Origin of the sequence: Ideonella sp. WA131b, assembly GCA_023657425.1 — a bacterium.
Taxonomy (GTDB): Bacteria; Pseudomonadota; Gammaproteobacteria; order Burkholderiales; family Burkholderiaceae_C; genus Rubrivivax.
In genome coordinates this window covers 1,103,322-1,116,385 of record JAGTJW010000001.1, presented here as the reverse complement: position 1 = coordinate 1,116,385, position 13,064 = coordinate 1,103,322, and the positions used below count along the sequence as shown (strand labels likewise).

Below are 13,064 nucleotides of genomic sequence, written 5' to 3'. Positions count from 1 at the left end.
GGACGAGCTGCGCCGCCCGTGGAGCAACTCAGACGCCCGCCGCCAGTTGCTGGCCGGCCTGGCCGACACGGGCTTCGGCCGCGATGCCCTGGCCGGACTGTGGCCCCCCCCTGAGCGCGCTGCCTGCCCGCGCGAAAGACGGGATCCCGGGAGCGTTTATGCATGACTTTTGCTTCTTATCGGTCTTGCATAAACTTCCAAAGATCACTATAAAGTGCGGGCTCCATGGACTCCATCCGAAACCCGTTTGTGCCAGGCGCAGGCTCGCCGCCGGTCGAGCTTGCCGGCCGCGATGTGCTTCTGAGGGAGATGCATGTCGCGCTCCAGCGCGCCCGCACCGGCCGGCACGCGAAGAGCGCCATGCTGGTCGGCCTGCGGGGGGCCGGCAAGACCGTCCTGCTCGATCGAATCCGGGGTGAGGCCGAAGCGGCAGGGATTCACACGATCCGCATCGAGGCGCCGGAAGGGCGGTCACTGCCCGCGATCCTCGCGCCCCAGCTGCGGCAGGCCTTGCTGAGACTCAGCAACGTGGCGGCAGCCCGGGACTACGCCGTGCGCGGCCTGCGTGCACTTGCCGGCTTCGCCGGCAAGATGAAGATCAAGTATCAGGATCTCGAGGTCGGCCTCGACTACGAGCCCGAACCCGGTCTCGCCGACAACGGCGACCTTGAGCACGATCTGCAGGCGCTCTTCGAGCAGGTCGGCCGCGCGGCGAAGGCCGCGGGCACGGCCGAGGTCATCTTCATCGACGAATTGCAGCACGTGGCAGAGGACCAGTTGGCGGTGCTCATCACGGCCATGCACCGCGTCGAGCAGCAGCAACTGCCGGTGGTGCTCGTGGGCGCAGGCCTGCCACAGCTGCGCGGCCGGATGGGCAACGCAAAGTCGTATGCCGAGCGCCTGTTCAACTTCCCGGAGATCGGCGCCCTCACGGGGCCGGCGGCCGAACAGGCGATCCGCGTGCCGCTCCAGAAGGAAGGGGTGGAGATCGACGAAGCCGCGCTGAACCGGCTGGTCGAGGTCACGCAGGGCTATGCGTACTTCCTCCAGCAATGGGGTTTCCATGCCTGGGAGCAGGCGGCGCACTCGCCGATCGGCATCGACGCGGTGCAGCGCGCGTCCAGAAGCGCCGTGGCCGCGCTCGACGAAAGCTTCTTTCGCGTGCGCTTCGACCGGCTGACGCCGAAGGAGAAGCGCTATCTGCGCGCGATGGCCGAGCTTGGACCCGGTCCACACCGCTCGGGCGACATCGCAGCCTGCTACCCCGCCATGGTCACGTCGCTCGCGCCGACGCGCAGTTCACTGATCTCCAAGGGGATGATCTGGAGCCCGAACCACGGCGACACCGCCTTCACGGTCCCGATGTTCGACGAGTTCATGAAGCGCATCATCCCAGGTGCCGACTGGCGTCGCGCGTAGCGGCGCCTCGCCGTCCTTCGCAGGCGGCCATCGGCACGCCGCGCGACCTGAAGCCGGCATCAGGGCGGCCAGCCCCCACCCACCCCACCGCACCCACCATGCCCCACCCCGACACCGACACCGACTACCTGATCATCGGCGCCGGCGCCACGGGCCTGGCCTTTGCGGACACGCTGCTGGCCGAGACCGACGCGCACATCACGATCGTCGACCGCCACGGCAAGCCCGGCGGGCACTGGAACGATGCCTACCCCTTCGTCACGCTGCACCAGCCCTCGGCCTTCTACGGCGTGGCGTCGACGGAGCTCGGCAGCGGCCTCACCGATGCCGTGGGCCTGAACCGCGGCATGGCCGAGCTGGCCAGCGGCGCCGAGGTCTGCGCCTACTTCGACCGCGTGATGAACCACCGGCTGCTGCCCAGCGGCCGCGTGAGCTACCACCCGCTGAGCAACCACCTCGGCGAGGCCGACGGCTGCGAGCTGGTCGAATCGCTGCTGTCGGGCCGGCGCACGGCGCTGCGGGTGCGCCGCAAAGTGGTCGACGCCCGTTTTTTCAGCCCCGAGGTGCCGGTCACGCACACACCGGCCTACGCGGTGGCCGAAGGCGTGCGCGTGGTGCCGCCGAACGCGCTGCCGGGGCTGTGGCAGCAGGCGCAGGGCGGGGCGGGGCCGCGGCGCTTCGTCGTGCTCGGTGCCGGCAAGACGGCGATGGACACTTGCCTGTGGCTGCTGCAGTCGGGCGCGCCGCCCGAGGCCATCACCTGGGTGGTGCCGCGCGACAGCTGGCTGGTCAACCGCCTGGGCACGCAGAACGCGCCAGAGTTCTTCTTCGAGGCCATCGGCGGCCAGGCCGACCAGATGCAGGCCGTCGCCGAAGCCCGCTCGGTCGACGACCTCTATGCCCGCCTGGAAGCCTGCGGCGCGCTGCTGCGCATCGACCCCACGCGCTGGCCGACGATGTTCCACCTGGCCACGGTGTCGCAGGCCGAGGTGGAGCAGCTGCGGCGCGTGCACGATGTCGTGCGCCTGGGCCGCGTGATGGCGATCGACGCCCAGGGCCTGCAACTGCAGCAGGGCCGCGTGGCCGTGGAGCCCGGCGCGCTCTACGTCGACTGCACCGCGTCGGCGGTGCGCTTCAGGCCGCCGCAGCCGGTGTTCCAGGGCCGCCGCGTGGTGGTGCAGCTGCTGCGCGCGCCGCTGGTGAGTTTCAGCGCCGCGCTCACGGCCTGGGTCGAGGCGCACCACGACGACGACGCGGCCAAGAACGCCCTCTGCCAGACCGTGCCCTTCCCGCACACCACAGCCGGCTATGTGCAGACGATCGCCGCGAACATGCGCAACCAGGCGCTGTGGGGCCAGCACGCCGCGCTGCGCGGGTGGATCCGCGAGTGCCGGCTCGACGCCTTCGGCCGCCTCATCGGCGGTGCGGACAAGGCCGACGCCGGCCAGCTGGCCGTGCTGGCGCGCATGAAGGCGCAGGCGCAGGCCGCCGCAGCCAACCTGCCGCGGCTGCTGGTGCTGGCGGCCGCGGGCGCCGCAGCCTGACGGGCGCCGCCGCAGTGGCGGGCGCCACGGCGCCCGCGGCGCGCGGCGGCTTCAGGGCGTGGCGCCCAGGGCCTTGAGCCGCGCGGCGGCGTGCTGCGCCGCCCCGCCCTGCTGCGTGACGCGCAGGAAGGCCGCGTAGTGCTCGGCCGCTTGCCGGCCCTGGCCCATGACGTCCAGCGACACGCCCTTGAGGAACAGCACGCCGGGGTCGCCCGGCAACACGCGGTCGAAGGCCTGCAGCTCGGCCAAGGCGGCTGCCGGCTCGCGCTGGCCCAGCCGCAGCGTGGCGCCGAGCTTCATCGCCTGGGCCTCCTGCGGGTAGACGCGGCGCGCGGTGTCGGCGTAGCGGCGGGCGTCGGCCAGGCGGTTCTGCGCCGCCAGGCACTGCGCCATGCGCAGGTTGGCGGCGTAGTCCTCGGGCGTGTGCTTCAGCGCGGCCTCGAACTGCTGCTGGGCCTCGGGCAGGTCCTTTTTCGACATCGCCAGCTCGCCGTTCTGGCAGGCCGCGATGGTGGGCTTCAGGCGCCGCAGCGAGGCCGTGCGGTCCATGTAGCGCTCGCGCTGGGCCGGCGCGCCGCGCGTGGCGGCGTAGGTGGTCTCGGCGCGCCGGCGCGCCGTGGCCACGCGCTCGGCGCTCATGGGGTGCGACGAGAACAAGGTCTCCAGCAGGCCCGGCTGCTTGTCGTGGCTGCTCACCAGCAGCTGGTGCAGGCCGACCATGCCTTGGGCCGGGTAACCGCCGGCCACCATGTACTGCTGGCCCAGGGCGTCGGCCTCGCGCTCGTTCTCGCGCGAGTAGTTCGCCAGCAGCGCGCTGGCGCCGATCTGGCCGCCGATGCCGGCCAGCGGCGCCCAGCCCGAATCCCCCGCGGCCACCGCCACGCCCATGACCGCCACCTGCGCCACCAGGGCCTGGCCCTGGCGCTGCGCGGCGTGGCGCGCGTTGACGTGGCCCATCTCGTGGCCCAGCAGCGCGGCCAGCTGGGCCTCGTCCTGCATGTCGACCATGATGCCCCGCGTGATGCCCATGGCCCCGGCCGGGAAGGTGTAGGCGTTGACGTAGTTCGCGTTGAGCACCCGCGTGCTGTACGGCATGCCACGGCGCTGCACATGCGGCTGCAGGCCCGCCGTGACCTCGGTTACGTAGGCGTTGACGGGCGCGTCCTGCACGGCGCCCAGGTCCTGCGAGAACTGGTGCGGCGCCTGCCGCGCGTCGATGGCCTTTTCCTGGTCTTCCGACAGGCCCACCAGGATGCGCTGGCCGGTGACGGGCGAGACAGCGCAGCCCGACAGGGCCGTGGCGCCTATGCTGGCGCCGAAGAGCCAGAGCACGTCGCGCCGGGCGAGCCGGTTGCGGTGGCTGCGTTGCGTCAGCCCGGCGGGCGCTGCGGGGTGGACGTTGAGATCGGTCATGGCAGTCGGTCCGAGTCGGCGGGATGCGATCGCGACCGGCGGCCCTCAGTGCCCGGCAAAGTCCACCAGCGTGAACAGCGGCAGCCCGCTGGCCCGCAGCTTGCTCGAGCCGCCGAGCTCGGGGAGATCGACGATCGCGGCTCCTTCGATCACCGTGCCGCCCAGACGTTCCAGCAACTTGCGGCCGGCCATCATGGTGCCGCCGGTGGCGATGAGGTCGTCGATCAGCACCACGCGGTCGCCGGGCTTCACGGCATCGGTATGGATCTCCACCGTGGCGCTGCCGTATTCGAGCTCGTAGGTTTCTTCCACCGTGCTGAACGGCAGCTTGCCCTTCTTGCGGATGGGCACGAAGCCCACGTTCAGCTCGTAGGCCAGGACGCTGCCGATGATGAAGCCGCGCGCATCGAGCCCGGCGATGACGTCGGGCCGCACGTCGAAGTAGCGGTGCACGAACTGGTCGATCAGCACGCGGAACACGCGCGGCTTGGCCAGCAGCGGCGTGATGTCGCGGAACATCACGCCCGGCGCCGGCCAGTCGGGCACGGTGCGGATGTGCCCGCGGATGTAGTCGGCGGGGGCCGGGATGGGGTCGTTCGCGGGGTCGGCAGCCATGGTCCGGATGGTAGGGCCGCCGCGCCCGGCGCCTCTCACACGCTCAGGCCGGCGGCGGCGCCAGCCGCGCCAGCACCTGCACCGCGCCGCCGCTGCCGGCGCGCAGCACCAGGCCCTCGCCCGAGCTGCTGCCGGTGGCGGCCAGGTCGGACAGCACGAACATGTGCGTCACCCAGGCCTCGAAACGGCCGCGCTGGCGCGCCGCCTCGGCCAGCGCAGCGCGCAGCGCGCGCAGGCTCTCGGCGTTGGTGGCCTCGCTGGCGCCACGGGGCGAGCCCAGCGCGGGCCAGGCCTCGACGCGGCCCCCGCCTGGCCCGAACGCGAGCTGCGCCGTGTCCAGGCAGCGGCACCAGGGGCTGGAGCGCACGCGCGCCGGCTTCAGGCCGCGCGATTCGAACCACTCGCCCATGCGCCGCGCCTGCGCCCGGCCGCCGTCGGAAAGATTGCGCTGCGTGCGGCAGTCGCCCAGCCTGAACTCGGGCGGGTCGAAGGTGCCCGGCGCCAGCGCGTGGCGGAAGGCGATGACCACGCCGCCTTCGCGCAGCAGCGGCGCCACCTCGGCCGCCGTGGCCCACCGCGGCAGCCCGGCCAGCGCGGCGGTGCCGAGCAGCGTGCGCCGCGCGAGGCGCGGCTCAGGCCGGGGTGCGTGCCGCATCGCCAGGGCCCTCGGCGAGGCCGCCACCGGGCCCTGTGCGGTGCCCGACCCTGAAGTCGTTGCGGCCGCTGAGGTCGCGCCCCTTCAGCAGCCAGATCGGTCGCCGCGCGAAGTCCACCGGCACGCCGCTGCGCCCTTTCACCGGGTCCAGCGCGCGCTCGAACACCGAGCTCGCGGGCATGTAGCGCAGCGCGACGCCGGTGCGGCGCTGGGCGCTGCGATTGGCCGCCGCGCCGTGGATCATGTGCACGTCGTGCAGCGAGAGCTGGCCAGGCTCGAGCTCGATGTCGGCCGCGTCCGCCTCGTCAAAGGCGCCGGCAGCCAGGCGCTGGTTCAAGGTCAGGTCGGTGCGCGCCTCGTGCAGGTGCGGGTGCAGCAGGCGCGCCGCGTGCGAGCGCGGGATCACGCGCAGGCAGCCGTTGTCGCGCGTCGACGGCTCCAGCGCCACCCAGGCGGTGCAGGTGGCCAGCGGCCGGATCGGCCAGTAGTGGCCGTCCTGGTGCCAGGGCGTCTCGTAGCCCTCGGCGGCCGGCTTGCAGAACACGTGGCAGCCCCAGAGGATGACGTGATCGCCGATCACGTCGGCGACGAGGTCGACGATGTCGCGGTCCATCGCCAGCTCGAGGAAGTCGCGTACGCCGCGCACGCCTTCCCCGTTGTCGGCGCCGTCGCCGGACTCGAGGTGCGCCGACACCAGCTTCTCGGGGCGCACGTCCGGGTTGCGGCGCAGCAGCTCGTCGAGCGCGGCGCGCATCGGCTCGACACGTGCGTCGGGCAGGCGCCAGCCGGGGACCACGTAGCCCTCGCGCCCATAGTGGTCGATCTCGGCGGGGGTCAGGCGGGCCATCGGGCGATCAGTATGCCTGGGCTGCCCCCGGGCGCAACGCGGGCGCGACACATGTCTTTGCAGGCGCTCACCCCGCCCGCCCCAGCAGCTTGGCCTCGGCCAGCGCCAGCGGCTCGGGCAGGCCACTGAGCACGAGCGTGTCGCCGCCGGCCAGCACGTCGGCGTCGGCGGGCCGCTCCACACGGCCCGTGGCCCGCCGCACCGACACCACCGCCACGCCCACCGCGTGCAGCGCCAGATCGTCGAGCCGGTGGCCGGCCCAGCCGCTGGCCTCGGGCAGTGTCACGCTGGCCAGGCGCGCCTGGTCGCGCTCGGCCACGCTGTCGTCGTCGGCGCCGTGGAAGTAGCCGCGCAGCAGGCTGTAGCGCGCGTCGCGCGCGTCGCGCGTGATGCGGATGACACGCGCCATCGGCACGCCCACCAGCACCAGCGCGTGGCCGGCCAGCATCAGGCTGCCCTCGATGGCCTCGGGCACCACCTCGGTGGCGCCGGCGGCCTTGAGCTTGTCGATGTCGCTGTCGTCCACGGTGCGCACGATCACCGGCACCTTGGGCGCGTGCGAGTGCACGAGGTTCAGGATCTTCAGCGACGAGGGCGTGTCGTGGTAGCTCACCACCACCGCGGCGGCGCGCGCCAGACCGGCGGCCATCAGACTCTGCAGGCGGGCCGCATCGCCGAAGACCACGCTCTGGCCGGCGGCGGCGGCCTGGCGCACGCGGTCGGGGTCGAGATCGAGCGCCATGTAGGGGATGCGCTCCTGCGCCAGCAGGCGCGCCAGCGCCTGCCCGCTGCGCCCGTAGCCGCAGATGATGACGTGGCGCTCGCTGGCGATGCTCTTCTTGGCGATGCTGGTGAGCGCCACCGACTGCATCAGCCAGTCGCTGGCCGAGAGCTTGTTGACGATGAGGTTGCTGTAGGTGATGAGAAAGGGCGTCGCCAGCATGCTCAGCACCATGCTGGCCAGCACCGGGCTCACCCACTGGGGCGCCACGATGCCGCGGTCGGCGCCCAGCGTCAGCAGCACGAAGCCGAACTCGCCGGCCTGGGCCAGGTACAGGCCCGTCCTCAGCGCGACACCCGGCGTGGCGCGAAAGATGCGTGCCAGCATCGCGACGAGGACGAACTTGCCGAGCACCGGCACGCTGGTCAGCAGCAGCACCAGGCCCCACTGGTCGATCACCGGCCGCCAGTCGAGCTTCATGCCGATGGTGATGAAGAACAGGCCCAGCAACACGTCGTGGAAAGGCCGGATGTCGGTCTCGACCTGGTGCTTGTATTCGGTCTCGGCCACCAGCATGCCGGCCACGAAGGCGCCCAGCGCCAGGCTCAGGCCCGCGTGTTCGGTCAGGTAGGCCAGGCCGAGTGTGACGAGCAGCAGGTTCAGGATGAACAGCTCCTCGCTCTTGCGCCGCGCCACCAGTGTGAGCCACCAGCGCATCACGCGCTGGCCGCCCACCAGCAGCAGCGTCAGCAGCAGCGCTGCCTTCACCACGGCCAGGCCGAGCGCGGTGAACATCTCGTCGGGCGGCGAGCCCAGCGCCGGTATCAGCACCAGCAGCGGCACCACGGCCAGATCCTGGAACAGCAGCACGCCCAGCACGCGGCGGCCGTGCTCGCTTTCGAGCTCCAGCCGCTCGACCATCAGCTTCACCACGATGGCGGTGGAGCTCATCGCCAAAGCACCGCCCAGCACGATGGCGCCGCGCCAGTCCATCTGCCAAGTGCCCTGCAGGACGCTGGCGTAGGCCCACACCAGCGCAAAGTGCCCCGCCACCGTGACGAGCATCGTCAGCAGCACCTGGCTCAAGCCCAGCCCGAACACCAGCGTGCGCATGCTCTTGAGCTTGGGCAGGTTGAACTCCAGCCCGATCACGAACATCAGGAACACCACGCCAAACTCGGCAAGGTATTTCACCCCGGCGCTGTCCTGGGCGAAAGCGAGCGCGTTGGGGCCGATGAGGATGCCCACCACCAGGTAGCCCAGCATCGGCGGCAGCTTCAGCAGGCGGCAGGCCACCACGCCCAACACCGCGGCCACGAGGTACAGCAGGACCAGTTCGAGGGTGGAGGCCAAGGGCGGGGTTTGCGGCGAGGCCCGCAGGCCCGGCGAGGGGGGTGCCTAGAATCGCGCGACCCGTTCCGGGGTGACACGCGCTGCGCCCATCCTAATGCCCGACACCGCCTCGCCGACCCCCGTCGACGCAGCCCGCGCGCTGGCGATGGCGGCGCGCACGGTCGAGATCGAGACGCGTGCGCTGCAGGGCCTGGCGGCGTCGCTGCAGGGTGTGGCAGGCCCGGCCTTCGTGGCCGCCGTGGCGGCCATGCGCAACTGCCCCGGCCACGTCATCGTCATGGGCATGGGCAAGAGCGGCCATGTCGGCCGCAAGATCGCCGCCACGCTGGCCAGCACCGGCACACCGGCCTTCTTCGTGCATCCGGCCGAGGCCGGCCACGGCGACCTGGGCATGGTGCGCCCGGCCGACGTGGTGCTGGCCATCAGCAACAGCGGCGAGGTCGACGAGCTCGCGGCCATCCTGCCGGCGCTGCGCCGCCTGGGCGTGGTGCTGGTGGCCATGACGGGGCGGCCCGCGTCGACGCTGGCCCGCCACGCCGACATCGTGATCTCAAGCGCCGTGGCCGAGGAGGCCTGCCCGCTGAACCTGGCGCCCACCGCCAGCACCACCGCACAGATGGCGCTGGGCGACGCGCTGGCGGTGGCGCTGCTCGACGCGCGCGGCTTTCGCGAGGCCGACTTCGCGCGCTCGCACCCCGGCGGCGCGCTCGGCCGCAAGCTGCTGCTGCACGTGAAGGACCTGATGCGCCACGGGGACGCCGTGCCGCGCGTGGCCCCCGAGGCCGCGATGCCCGCGCTGCTGCGCGAGATGACCGGCAAGGGCCTGGGCTTCGCCGCCGTGGTGGCCGCCGACGGCCGGCCGCAGGGCATCTTCACCGACGGTGACCTGCGCCGCCTGATCGAAGCCGGCCGGGACGACCTGCGCACGCTGAACGCCGCCCAGGTGATGCACCGCGCGCCGCGCCTGGTGCGCGACGAGGCACTGGCCGCCGACGCCGCGGGCGTGATGGAGCAGCACCGTGTGACCAGCGTGCTGGTGGTCGACGGCGACGGTGTCCTCGTCGGCGCGCTGAACACCAACGACCTGATGCGCGCGAAGGTGATATGAACCTCCCCGCAGCGCCTTTTGCGCCCGAGACCCTGCTGCGGGCCCAGGGCAAGGGACTGGGCGTGCGCGCGGCGATTTTCGACGTCGACGGCGTGCTCACCGACGGCAGCCTCTACATCGGCGAGCACGGCGAGGTCTTCAAGGCCTTCCATGCACTGGACGGCCACGGCCTGAAACTGCTCAAGAAGGGCGGCATCGAGCCCATCGTCATCACCGGCCGCGATTCGCCCGCGGTGCGCCGCCGCCTGGCCGACCTGGGCGTCACCGAGGCCCTGTTCGGCGTGGCCGACAAGCTCGCCGCCGCCGAGACGCTGCTCACGCGGCGCGGCCTGGCCTGGGCCGAACTCGCCGCCATCGGCGACGACTGGCCCGACCTGCCGCTGCTGCAGCGCGCGGCCTTTGCCTGCGCGCCGCCGAACGCCCATGCCGAGGTGCGTGCGGTGGTGCACCATGTCACGGCCGCACCGGGTGGCCATGGGGCGGCGCGCGAGTTCTGCGACCTGCTGCTGATGGCCGCCGGCCGCTACGCCGCGCTGCTGGTGCAGGAGCGCCGCACGCTCGACGCCCGGTGACGCGGCACCACCGGTCCGCCCATGAAACCCCTCGAGCTGCCGCTGCCCGACCTGCCGGAGGTCTCGCTGCGCCTGGGTCCGGCGCCCGCCGGGCCTGGCGAGCCGGACCCGGCCGCCACGCCGCGCCGCGCCATGCCCTGGCACCTGCGCCTGCGCGAGGCGCTGGCCGCCTACCTGCCCATCCTGCTGATGGCCGCGCTGGCGATGGCCACCTGGTGGCTGGTGAGGAACTCGCCGCGCCCCCCGGCCGAGGCCGCGCCGCGCGGCGTCTCGGCCGACCCCGACTACACGATGAAGGCTTTCGCGCTGGAGCGCTACGCGCCCGACGGGCGGCTGCTGCTGCGCATCGAGGGCGCGCAGCTGCGCCACTACCCCGCCACCGACCGCATCGAGATCGACGGCGCGCAGATCCAGTCCTGGTCGCCCCAGGGCCGGCTCACGCGCGCGAGCGCCGCCCGCGCCATCGGCGCCGGCGACGGCAGCGAGCTGCAGCTGCTGGGGGGTGCCGAGGTGGTGGGTGAAGACGCCGCCGGCCTGCCGCTGCAGATGAAGAGCGAGTACCTGCACGTGTTCTTCACCGACGAGCGCGTCGAGACCGACCAGCCGGTGAGCCTGCGGGTCGGCGCCGACGAGTGGCGTGCCGCCGGCCTGGTCTACCGCCACGGCCCGCAGCGGCTCGAGCTGCAGGGGCCGCTGCGGGTGACGCTGACACCGCAGGCCGGCCGGTGAGCGCGCCGCTGGCCTTCATCACCGGCGCTTCCAGCGGCATCGGCCAGGCGCTGGCCGCGCGCTATGCGCAGGCCGGCTGGCGGCTGGCGCTGGTGGCGCGCCGGGCCGAGGCGCTGCAGGCCTGGGTCCGCGCCCAGGGCCTGGGGCCCGATCGTGTGGGCATCTACCCGGCCGACGTGGCCGACACCGACGCCATCGTCGCCGCCGGCCGGCGCTGCATCGCCGAGCAGGGCCTGCCCGACCTGGTGCTGGCCTCGGCCGGCATCAGCGTGGGCATGGACACCGCTGAGCGTGTCGACCTCGACGAGATGCGCAGCCTTTTCGCCGTCAACAACGTGGGCCTGGCGGCCACCTTCCACCCCTTCGTGGCGGCCATGCGCGCGCGCGGCTCGGGCACGCTGGTGGGCGTGGCCAGCGTCGCCGCCATCCGCGGCCTGCCGGGGCATGGCGCCTACTGCGCCAGCAAAGCCGGCGTCGTGGCCTACTGCGAGAGCCTGCGCGTGGAGTGCCGCGGCAGCGGCGTGCGCGTGGTGACGCTGCTGCCCGGCTACGTGGCCACGCCGCTGACGGCGGGCAACCCCTATTCGATGCCTTTCCTGATGGCGCCCGAGGCCTTCGCCGAGCGTGCCTTCGACGCCATCGCCGCCGGCCGCAGCTACCGCGTTATCCCCTGGCCCATGGGCGTGTTGGCCAAGGCCTTGCGCCTGCTGCCCAACGCCTGGTACGACCGGCTGCTCGCCGGCCGCGGCCGCAAACCCCGCCGCGGCTGACCCGAGCGGCCCCGGAGACCGAAACCGATGATCGACGTCGTTGTCTACTTCTTCCTGCTGGGTGTGATCGCGCGCGTGGTCAAGAGCGACCTGCGGCTGCCCGAGGCGCTGTACGAGACGCTGTCGATCTATCTGCTGCTGGCTATCGGCCTGAAGGGCGGCATCGAGCTCAGCAAACAGCCGCTGGCGGCGCTGGCGCCACAGGTGCTGGCCTGCATGGCGCTGGGTTTCGTGATCCCGTTTGTGATGTATCCGCTGGCCCGCGCGCTGCGCCTGAGCGGTGTCGACGCCGCAGCGCTGGTGGCGCACTACGGATCGGTCAGCGTGGTCACCTTCGCGGTGGCCACGGCGGCGCTCGCGCGCGAGGGCATGGCCTACGAGAGCCACGCCGCGCTCTGGGTGGCGGTGATGGAAGCGCCGGGCCTGGTGGCGGGCATCCTGCTGGCGCGCTGGTCCTTGCGCGACGCGGGTCAGGGCCGGCGCACCGACTGGGGCAGCCTCGCGCACGACGTGCTGTTCGGCAAGAGCGTGCTCCTGCTGATGGGCGGCCTGATCATCGGCGCGGTGGCCGGCGAGGCCGGCACGGCGCCCATCAAGGCGGTGTTCATCGACCCGTTCAAGGGCGTGCTGGCGCTGTTCCTGCTCGAGCTGGGCCTGGTGGCCGGCGGGCGGCTGGCGGAGGTCCGGCGCTTCGGCCCCGCGGTGCTGGTGATCGGCCTGGCCGCGCCGCCGCTGCTGGCGCTGGCCGGTGCCGCCACGGGCTGGGCGCTGGGGCTGAGCACCGGCGGCGTGGCGCTGCTGGCCACGCTGGCGGCCAGCGCCAGCTACATCGCGGCGCCCACGGCCATGCGCATCGCCGTGCCGCAGGCCAACGCGGCGCTGTCGATCACCGCGGCGCTGGGCATCACCTTCCCGTTCAACATCGTCATCGGCATCCCGATGTACATCGAACTCGCGCGCTGGCTCGAAAGGATCGGGGCATGAAGAAGCACAGCAAGACGCTGCTCGTCATCATCACCGAGGGCGTGCTGGAGAAGCCGCTGGTGCGTGACCTGCGCGAACGTGGCGCCCAGGGCTGGACCGTCACCGAGGTGCACGGCGCCAACCTGGAAGGCGTGCGCGAGGGTCACTGGGAGGCCGACCGGACGATCGAGATGAAGGTCATCTGCGATGAGGCCGTGGCCGACGCCATTGCCGAACACGTGCTGGCCACCTACGCCCCGCACTACAGCGTGGCGCTGTGGTTTGCCGCCGTGCAGGTGCTGCGGCCGGAACGCTACTGACGCGCCCGGCCCTGCCAAGGACAAGGGCGCCAGCA

13 protein-coding genes are annotated in these 13,064 nt (G+C 72.5%); 8 read left to right on the top strand and 5 right to left on the bottom strand.

What is annotated here, in order from left to right:
• Positions 1 to 225: 225 nt before the first annotated feature.
• Positions 226 to 1,419, top strand: a complete 1,194-nt coding sequence (locus tag KA711_05155; GenBank protein MCM0608371.1) for an ATP-binding protein — start codon at positions 226 to 228, stop codon at positions 1,417 to 1,419.
• A gap of 98 nt (positions 1,420 to 1,517) precedes the next feature.
• Positions 1,518 to 2,963 (top strand): NAD(P)/FAD-dependent oxidoreductase, encoded by a 1,446-nt coding sequence (locus KA711_05150; GenBank protein ID MCM0608370.1) that lies wholly within the window; start codon positions 1,518 to 1,520, stop codon positions 2,961 to 2,963.
• Between the two features lie 51 nt (positions 2,964 to 3,014).
• On the opposite strand, the gene KA711_05145 is transcribed toward KA711_05150, so the two are convergent.
• The 5 genes from KA711_05145 to KA711_05125 form a co-directional block, all read right to left on the bottom strand.
• Complete coding sequence (locus KA711_05145; protein ID MCM0608369.1) at positions 3,015 to 4,376, bottom strand: M48 family metalloprotease; 1,362 nt, start codon at positions 4,374 to 4,376, stop codon at positions 3,015 to 3,017.
• A gap of 45 nt (positions 4,377 to 4,421) precedes the next feature.
• Positions 4,422 to 4,991 (bottom strand): adenine phosphoribosyltransferase, encoded by a 570-nt coding sequence (locus KA711_05140; protein MCM0608368.1) that lies wholly within the window; start codon positions 4,989 to 4,991, stop codon positions 4,422 to 4,424.
• 43 nt (positions 4,992 to 5,034) lie between these two features.
• A complete protein-coding gene (locus tag KA711_05135; GenBank protein ID MCM0608367.1) occupies positions 5,035 to 5,646 on the bottom strand; it encodes a histidine phosphatase family protein in 612 nt (203 codons plus the stop codon).
• Positions 5,624 to 6,493 (bottom strand): phytanoyl-CoA dioxygenase family protein, encoded by an 870-nt coding sequence (locus tag KA711_05130; protein ID MCM0608366.1) that lies wholly within the window; start codon positions 6,491 to 6,493, stop codon positions 5,624 to 5,626. The genes KA711_05135 and KA711_05130 overlap by 23 nt, the downstream gene beginning before the upstream one ends.
• Positions 6,494 to 6,560: 67 nt before the next feature.
• Positions 6,561 to 8,567: a monovalent cation:proton antiporter-2 (CPA2) family protein gene (locus tag KA711_05125; GenBank protein ID MCM0608365.1), complete on the bottom strand. Its 2,007-nt coding sequence runs from the start codon at positions 8,565 to 8,567 to the stop codon at positions 6,561 to 6,563.
• A 145-nt stretch (positions 8,568 to 8,712) separates the two neighbouring features.
• Between KA711_05125 and KA711_05120 the strand changes: the two genes are divergently transcribed.
• From KA711_05120 to KA711_05095, 6 genes are read left to right on the top strand one after another with little or no spacing between them, the layout of a single operon-like run.
• On the top strand, positions 8,713 to 9,675 hold the full coding sequence (locus tag KA711_05120) for a KpsF/GutQ family sugar-phosphate isomerase (GenBank protein ID MCM0608364.1): 963 nt from the start codon (positions 8,713 to 8,715) through the stop codon (positions 9,673 to 9,675).
• Positions 9,672 to 10,247, top strand: a complete 576-nt coding sequence (locus KA711_05115) for an HAD hydrolase family protein (GenBank protein MCM0608363.1) — start codon at positions 9,672 to 9,674, stop codon at positions 10,245 to 10,247. The genes KA711_05120 and KA711_05115 overlap by 4 nt, the downstream gene beginning before the upstream one ends.
• 21 nt (positions 10,248 to 10,268) lie before the next feature.
• On the top strand, positions 10,269 to 10,976 hold the full coding sequence (lptC, locus tag KA711_05110; protein MCM0608362.1) for an LPS export ABC transporter periplasmic protein LptC: 708 nt from the start codon (positions 10,269 to 10,271) through the stop codon (positions 10,974 to 10,976).
• Complete coding sequence (locus KA711_05105) at positions 10,973 to 11,746, top strand: SDR family oxidoreductase (protein MCM0608361.1); 774 nt, start codon at positions 10,973 to 10,975, stop codon at positions 11,744 to 11,746. Before lptC ends, KA711_05105 begins: the two co-directional genes overlap by 4 nt.
• A gap of 27 nt (positions 11,747 to 11,773) precedes the next feature.
• Positions 11,774 to 12,730, top strand: coding sequence for a sodium-dependent bicarbonate transport family permease (locus KA711_05100; protein ID MCM0608360.1), 957 nt, complete (start codon positions 11,774 to 11,776; stop codon positions 12,728 to 12,730).
• Entirely contained in the window at positions 12,727 to 13,029 is a 303-nt protein-coding gene (locus tag KA711_05095; protein MCM0608359.1) for a transcriptional regulator, read from the top strand. The genes KA711_05100 and KA711_05095 overlap by 4 nt, the downstream gene beginning before the upstream one ends.
• Positions 13,030 to 13,064: the final 35 nt, after the last annotated feature.

Bases quoted from the DNA above. Each gene is read 5' to 3' on its own strand.
- KA711_05155 (MCM0608371.1), top strand. From the start codon at position 226: ATGGACTCCATCCGAAACCCGTTTGTGCCAGGCGCAGGCTCGCCGCCG.
- KA711_05150 (MCM0608370.1), top strand. From the start codon at position 1,518: ATGCCCCACCCCGACACCGACACCGACTACCTGATCATCGGCGCCGGC.
- KA711_05145 (MCM0608369.1), bottom strand. From the start codon at position 4,376: ATGACCGATCTCAACGTCCACCCCGCAGCGCCCGCCGGGCTGACGCAA.
- KA711_05140 (MCM0608368.1), bottom strand. From the start codon at position 4,991: ATGGCTGCCGACCCCGCGAACGACCCCATCCCGGCCCCCGCCGACTAC.
- KA711_05135 (MCM0608367.1), bottom strand. From the start codon at position 5,646: ATGCGGCACGCACCCCGGCCTGAGCCGCGCCTCGCGCGGCGCACGCTG.
- KA711_05130 (MCM0608366.1), bottom strand. From the start codon at position 6,493: ATGGCCCGCCTGACCCCCGCCGAGATCGACCACTATGGGCGCGAGGGC.
- KA711_05120 (MCM0608364.1), top strand. From the start codon at position 8,713: ATGGCGGCGCGCACGGTCGAGATCGAGACGCGTGCGCTGCAGGGCCTG.
- KA711_05115 (MCM0608363.1), top strand. From the start codon at position 9,672: ATGAACCTCCCCGCAGCGCCTTTTGCGCCCGAGACCCTGCTGCGGGCC.
- lptC (MCM0608362.1), top strand. From the start codon at position 10,269: ATGAAACCCCTCGAGCTGCCGCTGCCCGACCTGCCGGAGGTCTCGCTG.
- KA711_05100 (MCM0608360.1), top strand. From the start codon at position 11,774: ATGATCGACGTCGTTGTCTACTTCTTCCTGCTGGGTGTGATCGCGCGC.
- KA711_05095 (MCM0608359.1), top strand. From the start codon at position 12,727: ATGAAGAAGCACAGCAAGACGCTGCTCGTCATCATCACCGAGGGCGTG.